Genomic DNA, 14,461 nt, shown 5'->3' on the forward strand with positions numbered 1-14,461 from the left:
GTTTATTTCTCATGCACTTTTTTATTAAAAATATATTTTTAATTTTTACTTGACTATTATTAGCTGGTCTAAAATTTGTTTTAGGCACATGAAAGAAAGTAATAGAACAAAGATTCATAAGATATTTCGTATAGTTTCTCCACCAACACTACCGTTTTATCTTGAAGAAAGTTTCCTTTATCTATGCTCTATTTGTCCTGTATGGGTTCAATTAAATTAAGCTGGAATATAAAATTCCGTATTAAAGGTTTCACATAAAAAGATATTAAGAGCACATAAATATTATGCACTTTCAGTAAATAATTATTAACCATAATTATATTTTTTAGTAATAAATATTGCATTTGTTAAGTATAATATCTTGAAAAAATAGAAAGAGGAATGTTATGGAGAATATAAGTAGTGGAAATGTTACAGGTAGTACTGGCGAAAATATGATGCCAAATACGGCTGGAGGTGCCACTTTAAGTGCAGGAGGCGCTACAGGAAGTGCTGCTGGGAATGTTACAACACCAAGTACTGGAGGTGCTACATTAGGTGCAGGAAACATTACAGGAAGTGCCCCAGCAAATACTGGAACGACACCAAGCACTGGAAGTGCTACACCAAAAATAGGTGGCTTGAAGATACAATGTTTCAGAGGAAACGATTATATTCCAGTAGATAGAGCTAGAATAACAGTAAGAGGACAATCTACTTTAGGTAATGATAGAACCATTGAGTTAGTTACTGATGTAGTTGGATTAACTAATATTATAGAACTACCAGCACCACCATTGGAATATTCCTTAAATCCTAATAGTAATCAAATACCTTATAGTTTATATGATATAACTGTTGAGAGAGAAGGGTTTAATCCTATAATAATAAGAGGATGCCAAGTGTTTCCTACAGAAATTGCATATCAGATATGTAATTTGCAACCTAATTTAGGCAGAGGCTCTATGAGACAAGAAGTTATAGACATACTGCCAAATACTTTGAATGGAAATTTTCCTCCTAAGATACCAGAGGCAGAAGATAAGCCATTACCACCGCCAACTTCAGGGGTTGTATTACCACAGCCTGTAGTGCCTGAATTTGTCATTGTTCATCAAGGTGGTCCAAATGATCCATCAGCACCAAATTATAAGGTGGCATTTAAAGATTATATTAAAAATGTTGCTTCATGCGAAATATATTCAACTTGGACAGAGTCAGCTATAAGAGCAAATGTTTTCTGTATTGTATCTTTTACATTAAATAGGATATTTACTGAATGGTATAGAGGTAAGGGAAAAAATTTCGATATTACAAGTTCTACAGCTTATGATCAAGCATTTAATTATGGTAGAAATATTTATGATAACATAAGTGAAATTGTAGATGAAATTTTCTCAACATATATAAGAAGAGTTGGAAGGAAGCAGCCACTTTTTGCACAATATTGCGATGGAAAGAGCGTTACTTGTCCTAACTGGTTAAGCCAGTGGGGAAGTCAAGAATTATCACGCCAAGGCCTTGGACCATATGATATATTAACACGTTACTATGGCAATAATATTGAATTAACTACAGCTGAGAAGGTTGCAGGAATACCAGTATCATACCCTGGAAGAGAATTAACACTTGGGTCATCGGGAGCATCTGTAAGAGCAATTCAAGGTCAATTAAACAGAATAGCAAGAAATTATCCGCTTATTCCTAAGATCGCTGAAGATGGAAAATATGGACCAAAGACAGCTGCGGCAGTAAAAACATTTCAACAAATATTTACATTGCCTCAAACAGGAGTGGTTGATTATGCAACATGGTATAGGATATCAGATATTTATGTTGGAGTAACAAAACTTGCAGAACTTAATACAACTGAATCAAGCAGAAGCCTTAGAATGAATGAATTTAGACCACCAGTTATACCTGGATTTGATGACGAAAGGAATATTCCAAGATTTTATTATTAAAATAAAAGTGTGCCCTTTAGAGTAAAAATATACTTTAAAGGGCACATTCAATTTGTTTTATTTTCCTGGGATATGGGTTCTTATTAATTCGGTTGGAGATAATATTTTATCAATAATATCTTCAGGTAGTATTTGTTCTTCTAGAAGAATCTCTCTTATGGTTTTTCCAGTGGCTAAGGCTTTTTTTGATATTAAGCTGGCTTTATCATAACCTAGGTGAGGAACTAATGATGTTGCGGAAACTAAGGAATTTTCTAGGTTTTCTAAACATCTATCCTCATCCATCTTCAGATCATTTATACATTTATCTTTAAAAAGTGTGACGCTTCTTTCAAGAAGTTCTAGAGATTCAAGTAGACATTCTGCTATAAGTGGAGTAAAAGCGTTTAGTTCTAATTGTCCCATAGAACTTGCCATGGTTATAGCGCTGTCATTAGAAATAACTCTTAAGCTTACTTGAGCAACCATCTCTGGAATAACAGGATTAACTTTTCCAGGCATAATTGTTGAGCCTGCCTGCATCTTAGGAAGAATTACTTCTCCTATTCCACCACGAGGGCCAGAATTAAGAAGCCTTAAATCATTTGAAATCTTAAGAAGATTTACGCTGCATGATTTTAAAAGTCCAGAAGTTTCTACGAATATATCACAGTTTTGAGTAATGTCCATAGGGTAATCAGATCGTGCTATTCCAAGACCAGTAAGGTTTTGGATAATATCTGTCATCATAAATACATATTTATTTGTAGCATTTAAACCTGTACCTATAGCAGTACCACCAAGGTTTATCTGTCTTAATCTTTCTTCTACTTTGTATATTCTCCATCTATCTCTTTCTATGGCTTTAGAATATGCTCCAAAGCTTTGGCCAGCAGTCATTGGAAGTGCATCCATTAACTGAGTTCTTCCAAGCTTTATTATATCTGAAAATTCATTCTCCTTAATTTGAAGAGCTTCTTGCAAACTAGATAAAGAATCACTTAATTTTCTTATTAATCTAATTGCCGCAATTCTAAGGGCAGAAGGGTAAACATCATTAGTTGATTGGGACATATTAACATGGTTAAGAGGATGAACTAAATTGTAGTCTCCTTTAACTCCACCTAACAATTCAATAGCTCTGTTAGCAATAACTTCATTTACATTCATGTTAGTAGATGTACCAGCTCCACCTTGAAATGCACTTAGTTTAAATTCATAATCAAATTTTCCATCTATAACTTCTTCGCTTGCTTTTATTATTGCATCGGCTTTTTCAGGGGCAAGAAATTTTAAGGTTTTATTTGTCATAGCAGCAGCCTTTTTTATAAGGGCAATTTCTCGTATTAAATTTAAATTTACACTTTTACTGTTTAAATCAAAATTCTCCAAAGCCCTTGCTGTATTTATCCCACTATATGTAGAATTATCAATATTCTTTTCACCTAATACATCTTGTTCTAATCTATAATCCAAAATGAACACTCCTTAATATTTTTGTACTGATAATAAAGCATCAATAAATAAAGAATTATTTTGCAATGTATATCTTTATATTTTATATTATAATAGAATAGGCAACTTAAAAAAATATTTTTGAGTAATTAAAATTAATTCAAAGGAGAAATAATATGAGTTTAAATACAACACCGTCTGGAGAAAGAGTACATATTGCTCTATTTGGTATGACAAACGCTGGAAAATCAAGTATTATAAATGCACTTACAAATCAAGAAATTTCAATTGTTTCTGATGTTAAGGGGACAACTACAGACCCTGTTTATAAAGCTATAGAAATTCTTCCGATAGGACCTTGTATGATTATTGATACAGCAGGACTTGACGATGAAAGTGAATTAGGTGAGTCAAGAAAAAAGAAAACTATTGAAGTTTTATCAAAAACAGATGTTGCATTAGTAGTGGTAGATGCTACTGTTGGAGTTACTGAAAATGATAGATCAATAATAGATCAAATAAAGGAAAAGAAGATACCTACAATTTGTATTTTTAATAAGGCAGATAAGAAGAATATAGAAAAAGAGGAATTAGCTGAGATAGAAAAGACAATTGGAACTACTGTTGTTTCAGTTTCTGCATTAAATAAAAATGGAATAGATGAGCTTAAGCAAAAAATTATAAGCGTAATACCAGACAATGAAGATAAATTTAAATTAGTTGGAGACCTTATAAGCCCAGGAGATTTAGTTGTTCTTGTTACACCTATTGATAAGGCAGCACCTAAAGGAAGATTAATCCTTCCTCAGCAACAAACAATAAGAGACATAATTGAAAGTGATGCCATAGCTATTGTAACAAAAGAACATGAGCTAAGAGAAACTCTTGAAAATTTAAAGAAAAAACCTAAACTTGTTATAACAGATTCACAAGTTTTCTTAAAAGCATCAGCAGATACGCCTAAAGATATAATGCTTACATCATTTTCAATATTGCAAGCAAGATATAAGGGAGATCTTATGGAGCTTGTAAAAGGAGCTAAAGCAGTAGAAAGTTTAGAAGATGGTGATTATGTGTTAATCTCAGAAGGATGCACTCATCACAGACAATGTGACGATATTGGAACAGTTAAAATACCAAGATGGGTACGTCAAATGACAGGGAAACAAATTAATTTTGAATATTCTTCTGGAAATTCATTTACTGATGATGTTAAGAAATACAAACTTATCATCCATTGTGGAGGATGCATGTTAAATAGAGCTGCTATGCTTTCAAGAATTGGTAATGCAGTTAAATATGAAATACCAATTGTAAATTATGGAGTATTAATAGGATATGTTCAAGGAATTTTAGAAAGAGCACTTGAACCTTTCCCAATGGCAAAAGCAATATATGATGGAGATTTTAATTAGGAAGAATTTATGCAGTAACTTACCAAAATAAGAATTATGCTGTTGTTCCAGTTTCTAAGGAAATTATGATGGATGATTCTAAGATCACAAGTTGCGTCCAATATGCTAGCATCAAAGGCAGGCTTTGAACTAGCATAATTCTTATTTCTAGTTAGTATATATTTCATGAGCATATATGGAACAAGCATAGATTCAACTTCAGTTGATATCCATATAAATTCGACTCTCATTTTCAAATTCCTGCTACATAAAAATGTTTCTACTTTCTAGTTGAAGCATTTTTCTTTATATAAATCTAGCTTTATGTAGTAACTTACCGAAATAAGGATTATTCAATAAAAATCAATTATGTTTTGATGAAAGGATTTTAATTAATGAGATATTTAAAGAAAATACCTTCTGCAGATAAGGAAGTTAGTATTAAGCTAATATCAGAGGGATGGACAAAACTAAAAGAACCCTCTAATTTGGGTATAGCAATGTTACTATCAGTGCCTTTTATGCTTATAAATGGGATTATATCTATTGCTATTTCCTATTATTTATATCCACAATTGAAAGAAATTTTTAGTAGTAGTGGGCATGGCTTTATTATTAATTTCACAGTAAATTTATTTACTCTTATATACATTGTTGCAATTTTCATCTTTATGACTATACATGAATTTCTTCATGCTTGTTTTATACCTAATGTATTTAAATCAAGTCAAATATATTGTGGGATAAATGGCTTTTTCGGATTTATTTATACTACTGAAAAAGTCAAAAAGAACAGATTTTTAATTATTTCTATTATGCCTTTCATTTTGTTGTCAGTTGTATTACCTTTTATTCTGAATTTTTTTGGATGGTTAAATGGATTCACTATATTTCTGTGCTTATTAAATGCAATGGGTTCTTGTGTTGACTGTCTGAATATATGTTTAGTAGCAATTCAAGTTCCAAAGGGTTCATATATTGTTAATAATGGATTTGAAACATATTTTAAGTAATTTAAGATTATGAACGTAATATTCCTACATTGAGTTTTATAGGTGGACAATCTCACTTATAATTTTTTCAGGCTATATTTCAAAATTACATTAAAACGCAGCCAAAATAAAGATACCAACATTTCAGTTTAAGAAAAGTTGGTATCTTTATTTTGGGCTCTGATAATGAATGTATAGCATATGTGATATTTTGTAAATGATGTTATAATAAGTGTTGTGCAGCACTATAATCTAATGAACAAGTGCAAATATGTAATAATAGGGAGAATCAACGTTGAGTATTATCGGAATTATAATAAGTATATTTTTGTTAACAGTCACAGTTCTTACTTTAGGATTTATAAAGAAAAAATTCTCAATAAAGAAGATATTTAAAATTATCATTACTATTTTTCTCTTAATTTGCTGTATTATATTTGGTGCTTATAAATATTTTCAAAGGTCAAGCAGCTTTATGTTTACCAAAACAACGACTCTTGGCCAAGAAAATATAAATGGCATTCAAATGTATGAGAGTATTGATAGTAAGGAATTTATACAAAAATACGGGAGAAATCTTGAAAAAATTGATAATGCACTATTTGACTACTATAAACTAAGTGATGGTTTAAAAATTGCTACGAATAAACAGAGACAAATTATTAGAGTTATTATTAACAGTGAAACCAACAGTAATATGAAGACAAGTAAAGGTATTGGGTTAGGGAGCTCAGTTGATGATGTGATTAATGCTTATGGTACTAACTATTATAAGAGGACTGAGGAACAAATGCCTAGCTCGCCAGTAATTGGATATGTAGACCATGAAAAAAAAGTAACAATTGAATTTTGGAATGCAGAAGATAAAGTAGTAAAAATAAGATATGATATTACTTCCATGGAATAACATTATACACAATCTGTATATATGATGTAGCAAATTATAAAAATGTTCTTTGAAAATTGAATAATGCGATTTTTACAAAATATGCTATAATTAATACAGAATCTTTATATTAGGCATCATAAAAAGGAGAGATTATGTATGGAAAAAATTCTTCATTCAATACTTGCAGTGTTTCCTACACCGAATATCGAAGAAACCGCTAAGTATTATAACGAGATTATGGGATTTAGAATTGTTAAATATCTAGATGTAAAAGAACCCCACATATGCCTTTACCGTGATAGTGTGGAAATAGTATTGACTAAAGCAAATAACAAAAAAGTTCACACGAATAGGGAACTCTACGGTTATGGGGAAGATGCTTATTTTATTACGGACAATCAAGAAGCATTACAAAATGAATTTATAAGTAAAGGAGCTAAAATTGTTCGTCCGCTCCATATGACAGATTATAATAATATGGAATTTGTGTTAGAAGATATGGACGGACGGTGGATTGCTTTTGGAATGAAACAAAAATAACACTTCTGAAAATAGGCATAATGTGTAGTTGAGTTAAGATATATTTTTCTTAAATAATGAATTAATAAAATTAAAGACTAAATTGTAAAATCGTATTATTCAAGAGATTGAATTTACGATTTTTTTAATGCGAAATTTTAAAAAAGGATGAATAAAAAATAATTCCCCCCGACTATATGGAACTTAATTGAAAGGGTAATCTCAGACCACATGCCCCCATTTATTTACCCATTTTTCCCTAAATGAAATTTTAGGAATGCACTATTTATAGAATATGCCATACTTGATACATAGTAGTAAATAAATATGAAGTAAGGGTCTTTCTCTTGAGGTGTCTTATTTTGAAATATAAGGGTCAACATTATTATTTAATATAACATAACTTAAAAGAAGAAGGAGATAATTATGGGATTTAAATTTAGAAAGAGTGTTAATTTAGGTGGTGGATTCAGGATTAATATAAGTAAATCTGGAGTGGGATATAGTTGGGGATTTCCAGGGTATCGAATTTCTTCAACTGCTAAAGGAAGTATTAGAGAAACATTTTCAATTCATGGTACTGGAATTAGTTATACAGAAGAAAGTAAAAATCATAGTCCAAGACAACATATACCTGAAATTAAAATCAAACAAATGTCTGGTCCATATATAAATATCGACTCTGCACCTATTGAAAATTTTCAAAATGTAGATTATTCAGAATTAACCCAAGGTATAGAACAAATAATGTGTAATAATAAATTTCATAAAAATATAATGCTTGCTCTATGGTGTTGCTTTGCAGTTTCATTTTTTGCTAGACAACCCATAATTCCAGTACTAGTTTGTATTGCATTAATACTAAAATCTACATTTCATACTAACGCAAAAATTGACTTACAATATATTATTGATAATGATAAAATGAAAGAATATGTTAAAAAAATGAAAAAACTTAAAGATTTAAACTATTGTCATGGAAAATGGCAAGTGACACAATATGCTCATGTAACTGGTTATCAAAGAAAATATAACTCTGGTGTAACACGTTCGATTAATAGACAATCTTTTAAACTTATAGAAAAAAAACCATCATTTTTAACATCTAATGTAGATGTTATTCAGTTAGTATTAGAAAAGGAAATATTACTATTTTTACCAGATAAAATATTAATATTAAAAGACAATAATGTTGGCGTTATTAGTTACAATAGTCTTTCAATTGATTTTGATACTGTAAATTTTGTAGAAAGTGAGGGCGTTCCAAAGGATTCTCAAATCTTATATTATACATGGCAATATGTAAATAAAAATGGATCACCAGATAGAAGGTTTAATAATAATCGGGAGTTACCAGTTTGTTTATACTATAATGTGTACATTACTTCTACAGAAGGATTAAATATTAATCTTCAGTTTTCTAATGAAATAGCTATAAAAGATTTTGAATGTATAACAGCATAGATAGAGTTTTAATGAGTTAGGCTCTTCATAGACCATAATATGATATAGAGAAATAGTTTAAATAATGTTGAAGTTGAAAGCAAAATAAAAATACACTCTACTGAGTGCATTTTAATGTGTCCTCTTTGAAGCATGTATTAACATAAAACTATACAATTTTCTTAAATTATGTATCAATAAAAGTAAATAGTAAATTGTAAAATCGTATTATTCAGAGATTGAATTTGCGATTTTTTTGTTACACAATGCTAAAAAAGTGCGTAGTGCTCAATTTAGATAATGTTTTTTACAAAATATGCTATAATAATATTGTTCATATGAACCTATATTAATGCAGAATAGTAGATTATTGAGATGTAATGATACCTATTTAACTAATAGATAAATAGGTATTTGTTTATGAGAAGTACAAGAATATTTTAGTATGAATAGGAGCGACATAGTTATGGAATTTACAAAACTTAAAAATAGCCTCAAATGCTTAGGGTACAATGTAAGTGAATTTAGTAATGCAGATGAAGCAACAAAGTATTTGTCTAATCAAATGAGCAATAGAACTATTGGAATAGGAGGCTCAATTACAGTAGAGGAAATGAAATTATATGATGCCCTAGCATCTCATAATGAGGTGTACTGGCATATGCGATTGCCTGAAAACATGAGTGCTATGGAGATAAGAAAGAAAGCAAACCTTGCAGATATTTATATCTCATCAGTAAATGGAATTGCCGAAACAGGAGAAATTATTAATATTGATAATACTGGAAATCGTGTATCTGCAATCAGTTTTGGACATGATAAAGTTTATTTAATTATTGGTGAAAATAAAATAGCTTCAAATTATGAGGATGCTTTAGATAGAGCAAGAAATATAGCAGCACCTCTTAATGCAAAACGTTTAGGAGTAAAAACTCCATGTGCGGTAAAGGGAGATAAATGTTACGACTGTAAAAGCCCACAGAGAATATGTAGAAATTTTTCTGTATTATATCGAAAACCTACAGGATGTGAATATGAAGTTGTTTTAATTCATGAAAAGCTTGGATATTAGATAAAATATATGAATGAATTTTTAAATTTCAATTTATCGTTTAGTTAGTTCGCATTTTTCTTAAGTTATGAATCAATAAATTTAAAGACTAAATTGTAAAATCGTATTATTCAAGAGATTGAATTTGTGATTTTTTTACTGCGTAATACTACTATAAAAACGTAATAGTGAATTAATGCTAAATAATGATCGTTTATTTACAAATTTATAAAAAGACGTTTTATAGTATTATATTAATAATAAAAATACAAAAGGGAGATGTATGCGATGGCACGCATAAATGCAAATGGAATACAAATTGAATATGAAATTTTTGGTGAGAAGACAAATCCTACTATAGTACTTATTGCAGGAAATGGTGCTCAACTAAACTTTTGGGAACCAGATTTTTGTGAAATGCTTGCAAAGGAAAATTTACAAGTTATAAGATTTGATAATCGCGATGCGGGATTGTCTACAAAATTCGATGCGGCTGGTATTCCTGATATGGAAAGAATATATCAGGCAGCGCAAGAGGGAAAAACAATTAACGTCGCCTATACATTGGAAGATATGGCTGATGATGTGGCTGGCTTATTAGATGCGCTCAATATAAAGAAGGCTCACATCTGCGGTGCTTCTATGGGAGGCATGATTGCTCAGGTTTTTGCTTATAAACACCCTTCACGTATATATAGTTTAATTTCCATTATGTCATCTACAGGTAATCCAAACAATCCACAAATATCACCAGAAACATTGAAGATTGTTATAGCAATGCCCCCAAATGGACGAGATGCATACATTAATTATACTTTACGTATGTGGAAAAATCTTTGGAGCAAAGGGTTTCCTTTTGAAGAGGAACGTGCAATACGATATACTGAAGAAAGCTATGATCGTTCTTATTATCCACAAGGAGCTGTACGCCAAAATGCGGCGTTGGTTGCTAATGGAGATAGAAGACAACACCTTTCATTATTAACAGTTCCAACACTGGTGATTCATGGAACTGCAGATCCATTGATTCCTGTTGAAGCAGGAAAAGATACAGCACGTACAATACCTAATGCTAAATTACTTTTGATTGAAGGAATGGGACATGATATGCCTAAAGGAACGTGGAAATGCATAGTTGAAGCTATTGCTAATCTAGTAAACGACACGTCTCATTAATGTTAATGAGAAAAGATACAACCATGTTTATTATGTAAGCAGAAAGTGGATTGATTATTATCCCAAATTCCAAGTTGTAATTAAATTATTTCACATTATTTTTTTAAAATGAACTATATGTTAAATTAAGAAAGGGGAAAAATATACGATGAAAGCACAAATTAATCTTATTACTATTTGGACAAATGATATAGAGAGAATGAAAGATTTCTATAATAAAGTTCTTGGATTTAGAATTGAAAATGATCTTGGTAATTATGTTGAATTTGAAAATGATGGAGTAAGGTTTGCTATTTGTATGAGAGATGTTATGTATGTGTATAGTGACGAATATAGGAAAGAGTCATTTGGACAGGGATTTGAACTTGCTTTCCCATGTGAAAGTCCTAATGATGTTGATGAATCATTTAAGACGTTAATCTCAAAGGGAGCAACTTCTGTTCACGAGCCACAAGATATGCCGTGGAATCAAAGAACAGCATTATTTGCTGACCCAGATGGAAATATACATGAAATTTTTGCAGAAATTAAATAATACGTAGTTTTATTGCATTGAGTGTCATAGGTGGACAATCTCACTTGTGATTTTTTAGGCCACATATAAACATCAGATTAAAACATAAGAAAATAAAAATACCAACATTTCAATTTAAGAAAAGTTGGTATTTTTATTTTTGTCATAATAGTTAACTAGCACACATACATAATTTTATTGTAAGCACAAAAGTTTAGCTTTATCAGCTTTATATCTCTTTTCTGCATTTTATCATTAAAAATTTTACTGGAGGTTTGTCGGGATTATCTTTATATATGTCATCAATTTCTACAAAGTCTATAAGCCCATAATTTCCGAATTCTTTCTCTATGGATTTAGAATTATAGAAAAACAGCTTTACACCATACGTTGTTTCATAATAATTTTCAGCAAGCTTCGTACCATTACCGTACATTGGAGCTTTTTCTGAAACGGCTGTAAAAATCATATATCCACCTGGTTTTAAATGGTTATAGCAATCATTAATAAACTTTTTTCTTTCATCTTCATTTAACAAATGAATAAGTGCAAAGCTAGCTACACCATCATAGAGTTTATTTTCAAAAGGCATATCTGATACTGATCCATGATAAATTTTATTATTAATTCCATTTTCTCTTGCTATATTAATTGCTGTTTGAGAAATTTCAATTCCTGTAACTTCCATGTTATTATCGACAAATGGTTTTATATTTCTTCCATATCCAACACCTGGTATTAAGATATCTTTCAGATTATTTTCAGCAAAGTAATCTGCAACTACAATTGCAGTGCTTGATGGCTCAAAACCCCACATTGCTTGCTTTTCTGAAAAACTTTTTTCCCAGAACTCTGACATATAAACATCTCCTTTAAAATTTTTTTATAACTTTATTATTAGTATAAATCTTATTTTTAGAGCAAAGATTATTTAAGTTATTTATAACCTAAATATAATTGTTTTAATCAAATATATTACAGACTGTATTTATCTATAATATATCCATTTATACTTTTAGTCAATACTTATTAATGATTAAGTAAATTTTATTATGTTTTTATCGAAACCTGCAAACTGTATAGTTCAAATTAATGTAGAGCATTAATACATGAGAATAAAAGACTTAAAAATATAGAGCAGATATATGCATTGTATGTGTAATATTTTGTAAATAATGCTATAATAAGTGTTATGTGGACTATAATCTAATGCATAATAGTAAATTATGAGGTAGTAAATAAAAAACGTAAATTTTTATATTTGGATAATATGTTATAATTGGAATACAATGCTATTAGATTATTTTATTTATTGAAAGGAAAATTGTTTTTATGAAAAGTTATTTTTTTTTTAGCACTTGCAACATATGTAATATCCTTTTTAATATGTTTTAATATCTGCTTAAAAGTAGATATAGAAAAATTTATACGTGGTAAAATAATCAGAAGAGTTGGTTTGGTTATAATTGCTTTTTTATTTAGTATTGTTGGTTCTTTAATGATAGATTGTTTAAATATTGCAAAAGAATACAGATCTTCGATTGATGGCTTTTTTGTTTTTGGACCAGCTACAGCCCTTTTTGTTTGGGCATTACCAGCAAAACTAAATCGCAATTGCCATCATTAACAATTCATAGAAGTAAAGAATAAATTGAATTGTATATCATGATTCAGAAGTTGCAATGTTTTTGTATATAATATAGATGTAATACACAATATTTTTTATCATGAATCAATAAGATTAAATAGCAAATTTTAAAAATTGCATTATTCAAGAGATTGAATATGCGATTTTTTTAGTACTCAATTCTAAAATAAAATGTAATAGTAAATTATCATGAATTAACGCTAGGAGAAGAATATTTTTATGAAAATAACATTTGAAAAATTAAGTAACCTTTCTCTAATATATATTAAATTAAAAGAGTCTAATGTCAAAGTCAAAACAATTCAGGATATTCTGTGAGAGCTATTATTTGATAAAGATAACAAATGGATAGGTATAAATATTTTTAATGAAAGCAAGTGCTGTGGTGAGTTCATCCTTCCTAAGGTAAAGAGTATAGGAAACATAAATATTCAGCAGACTGATGAAATGGTAACAATATTATTTTAATGAAATAACTAATACATACAGTAAGAGAGAAGAGGTTCTATATATCATACAGCAGTTAGTAATACTGCCGTAAACAAGGAATAGGTACAAAATTAGCTGATACAGCAATTCAGGCATTAAAAGAGCAAGGAATTGGTGAGGTCGCGTTGGTAGCTTTTGAAACAAATGAATTAGGAAATTCTTTTTGGGAATCACAAGGATTTGAAGAAAGAGATGATTTAGTATATAGAAATAAGATCCTTAATGATATTAATGTTTAATTATGAAAAATAAGTATCATTTAGTTGCGGACCGCACTTTTAAAATCAAGGATAATTGATGATGTGAGCTGTTTCTAAAATTATAAAAAGGGGAGTTGATAACATGAATTATAGAGTTGATATACTTTTATTTGATGAATTTGAAACATTGGATGTATTTGGTCCAGTTGAAATATTTGGACTATTACCGGATATTTTTAAATTGAATTTTATATCGGTTGATGGTGGCATTATTGAAAGTTCTCAAAAAGTGAAAGTTGATACTGATTCATACACAAGAGACAATGATATTTTGAAAATTTTATTTGTACCAGGTGGAAGTGGTACAAGAGAAAAAGTTAATGATGATGATTTTATAAACTTCATTGAAAACATGTCCAAAGAATCAAAATATATAATTAGTGTATGCACAGGTTCAGCTTTACTTGCTAAAGCAGGAATTTTAAATGGGAAAAGAGCGACATCAAATAAAAGAGCATTTAAATGGGTTACAGAACAAAATGACGATGTACTATGGGTAAAAGAAGCAAGATGGATAAAGGATGGTAACATATATACATCTTCTGAAGTATCCGCAGGAATTGATATGGCATTGGGTTTGATAGAAGACTTAATAGGAAAAGAAAAAGCATTAGAGATTAGTCAAAGTATTGAATATTCATGGAATGAAGATAGTAGCTATGATCCATTTTCTAAAAATATGAATGATTAGATAAAAAGTAGTAGAAGA

General features: G+C 29.9%; 15 protein-coding genes. 12 read left to right on the top strand and 3 right to left on the bottom strand.

The annotated features are described in order from the left end of the window. Positions 1–386 precede the first annotated feature (386 nt). Positions 387–1,943 (top strand): peptidoglycan-binding protein, encoded by a 1,557-nt coding sequence (locus tag L1S46_RS06360; RefSeq protein WP_238899542.1) that lies wholly within the window; start codon positions 387–389, stop codon positions 1,941–1,943. A 57-nt stretch (positions 1,944–2,000) separates the two neighbouring features. On the opposite strand, the gene L1S46_RS06365 is transcribed toward L1S46_RS06360, so the two are convergent. Then, positions 2,001–3,398, bottom strand: coding sequence for an aspartate ammonia-lyase (locus tag L1S46_RS06365; RefSeq protein WP_012059424.1), 1,398 nt, complete (start codon positions 3,396–3,398; stop codon positions 2,001–2,003). Positions 3,399–3,553: 155 nt separating this feature from the next. On the opposite strand from L1S46_RS06365, the gene hydF reads away from it, so the two are divergent. After that, on the top strand, positions 3,554–4,792 hold the full coding sequence (hydF, locus tag L1S46_RS06370) for a [FeFe] hydrogenase H-cluster maturation GTPase HydF (protein ID WP_238899543.1): 1,239 nt from the start codon (positions 3,554–3,556) through the stop codon (positions 4,790–4,792). Here the strand turns inward: hydF and L1S46_RS06375 are convergent. Next, positions 4,789–5,022: a hypothetical protein gene (locus L1S46_RS06375; RefSeq protein ID WP_238899544.1), complete on the bottom strand. Its 234-nt coding sequence runs from the start codon at positions 5,020–5,022 to the stop codon at positions 4,789–4,791. The genes hydF and L1S46_RS06375 overlap by 4 nt on opposite strands. A 144-nt stretch (positions 5,023–5,166) precedes the next feature. On the opposite strand from L1S46_RS06375, the gene L1S46_RS06380 reads away from it, so the two are divergent. From L1S46_RS06380 to L1S46_RS06410, 7 genes are all read left to right on the top strand, one after another. Beyond that, positions 5,167–5,784 carry a DUF3267 domain-containing protein gene (locus L1S46_RS06380; protein ID WP_238899545.1) on the top strand — a complete coding sequence of 206 codons (618 nt, stop codon included), beginning with the start codon at positions 5,167–5,169 and terminating at the stop codon, positions 5,782–5,784. A 454-nt stretch (positions 5,785–6,238) separates the two neighbouring features. Continuing rightward, entirely contained in the window at positions 6,239–6,670 is a 432-nt protein-coding gene (locus L1S46_RS06385) for a hypothetical protein (protein ID WP_238899546.1), read from the top strand. A 138-nt stretch (positions 6,671–6,808) separates the two neighbouring features. Beyond that, positions 6,809–7,192, top strand: a complete 384-nt coding sequence (locus L1S46_RS06390) for a VOC family protein (protein WP_238899547.1) — start codon at positions 6,809–6,811, stop codon at positions 7,190–7,192. 405 nt (positions 7,193–7,597) lie between these two features. Further along, positions 7,598–8,635 carry a DUF4236 domain-containing protein gene (locus tag L1S46_RS06395; RefSeq protein WP_238899548.1) on the top strand — a complete coding sequence of 346 codons (1,038 nt, stop codon included), beginning with the start codon at positions 7,598–7,600 and terminating at the stop codon, positions 8,633–8,635. A gap of 445 nt (positions 8,636–9,080) precedes the next feature. After that, positions 9,081–9,686 carry a lactate utilization protein gene (locus L1S46_RS06400; RefSeq protein WP_238899549.1) on the top strand — a complete coding sequence of 202 codons (606 nt, stop codon included), beginning with the start codon at positions 9,081–9,083 and terminating at the stop codon, positions 9,684–9,686. 267 nt (positions 9,687–9,953) lie between these two features. Then, positions 9,954–10,841 (top strand): alpha/beta hydrolase, encoded by an 888-nt coding sequence (locus tag L1S46_RS06405; protein WP_238899550.1) that lies wholly within the window; start codon positions 9,954–9,956, stop codon positions 10,839–10,841. A 148-nt stretch (positions 10,842–10,989) separates the two neighbouring features. After that, the gene (locus L1S46_RS06410; RefSeq protein ID WP_077869332.1) at positions 10,990–11,376 is read left to right on the top strand and encodes a VOC family protein; all 387 of its coding nucleotides are present in this window, start codon (positions 10,990–10,992) and stop codon (positions 11,374–11,376) included. A gap of 208 nt (positions 11,377–11,584) precedes the next feature. On the opposite strand, the gene L1S46_RS06415 is transcribed toward L1S46_RS06410, so the two are convergent. Next, a complete protein-coding gene (locus L1S46_RS06415) occupies positions 11,585–12,214 on the bottom strand; it encodes a class I SAM-dependent methyltransferase (protein ID WP_238899551.1) in 630 nt (209 codons plus the stop codon). Positions 12,215–12,853: 639 nt separating this feature from the next. Between L1S46_RS06415 and L1S46_RS26295 the strand changes: the two genes are divergently transcribed. From L1S46_RS26295 to L1S46_RS06425, 3 genes are all read left to right on the top strand, one after another. Then, positions 12,854–12,982 (top strand): hypothetical protein, encoded by a 129-nt coding sequence (locus L1S46_RS26295; RefSeq protein ID WP_275298969.1) that lies wholly within the window; start codon positions 12,854–12,856, stop codon positions 12,980–12,982. Between the two features lie 596 nt (positions 12,983–13,578). Next, a complete protein-coding gene (locus L1S46_RS06420) occupies positions 13,579–13,731 on the top strand; it encodes a hypothetical protein (protein WP_238899671.1) in 153 nt (50 codons plus the stop codon). A 103-nt stretch (positions 13,732–13,834) separates the two neighbouring features. Next, positions 13,835–14,443: a DJ-1/PfpI family protein gene (locus L1S46_RS06425; protein WP_238899552.1), complete on the top strand. Its 609-nt coding sequence runs from the start codon at positions 13,835–13,837 to the stop codon at positions 14,441–14,443. Positions 14,444–14,461: the final 18 nt, after the last annotated feature.

The sequence above is a fragment of the Clostridium sp. YIM B02500 genome (genome assembly GCF_022324665.1).
In the GTDB taxonomy this organism is placed as follows: domain Bacteria; phylum Bacillota; class Clostridia; order Clostridiales; family Clostridiaceae; genus Clostridium; species Clostridium beijerinckii.

Bases quoted from the DNA above. Each gene is read 5' to 3' on its own strand.
- L1S46_RS06380 (WP_238899545.1), top strand. From the start codon at position 5,167: ATGAGATATTTAAAGAAAATACCTTCTGCAGATAAGGAAGTTAGTATT.
- L1S46_RS06375 (WP_238899544.1), bottom strand. From the start codon at position 5,022: ATGAGAGTCGAATTTATATGGATATCAACTGAAGTTGAATCTATGCTT.
- L1S46_RS06395 (WP_238899548.1), top strand. From the start codon at position 7,598: ATGGGATTTAAATTTAGAAAGAGTGTTAATTTAGGTGGTGGATTCAGG.
- L1S46_RS06425 (WP_238899552.1), top strand. From the start codon at position 13,835: ATGAATTATAGAGTTGATATACTTTTATTTGATGAATTTGAAACATTG.
- L1S46_RS06410 (WP_077869332.1), top strand. From the start codon at position 10,990: ATGAAAGCACAAATTAATCTTATTACTATTTGGACAAATGATATAGAG.
- L1S46_RS06400 (WP_238899549.1), top strand. From the start codon at position 9,081: ATGGAATTTACAAAACTTAAAAATAGCCTCAAATGCTTAGGGTACAAT.
- hydF (WP_238899543.1), top strand. From the start codon at position 3,554: ATGAGTTTAAATACAACACCGTCTGGAGAAAGAGTACATATTGCTCTA.
- L1S46_RS06385 (WP_238899546.1), top strand. From the start codon at position 6,239: ATGTTTACCAAAACAACGACTCTTGGCCAAGAAAATATAAATGGCATT.
- L1S46_RS06390 (WP_238899547.1), top strand. From the start codon at position 6,809: ATGGAAAAAATTCTTCATTCAATACTTGCAGTGTTTCCTACACCGAAT.
- L1S46_RS06360 (WP_238899542.1), top strand. From the start codon at position 387: ATGGAGAATATAAGTAGTGGAAATGTTACAGGTAGTACTGGCGAAAAT.
- L1S46_RS26295 (WP_275298969.1), top strand. From the start codon at position 12,854: ATGATAGATTGTTTAAATATTGCAAAAGAATACAGATCTTCGATTGAT.
- L1S46_RS06405 (WP_238899550.1), top strand. From the start codon at position 9,954: ATGGCACGCATAAATGCAAATGGAATACAAATTGAATATGAAATTTTT.
- L1S46_RS06415 (WP_238899551.1), bottom strand. From the start codon at position 12,214: ATGTCAGAGTTCTGGGAAAAAAGTTTTTCAGAAAAGCAAGCAATGTGG.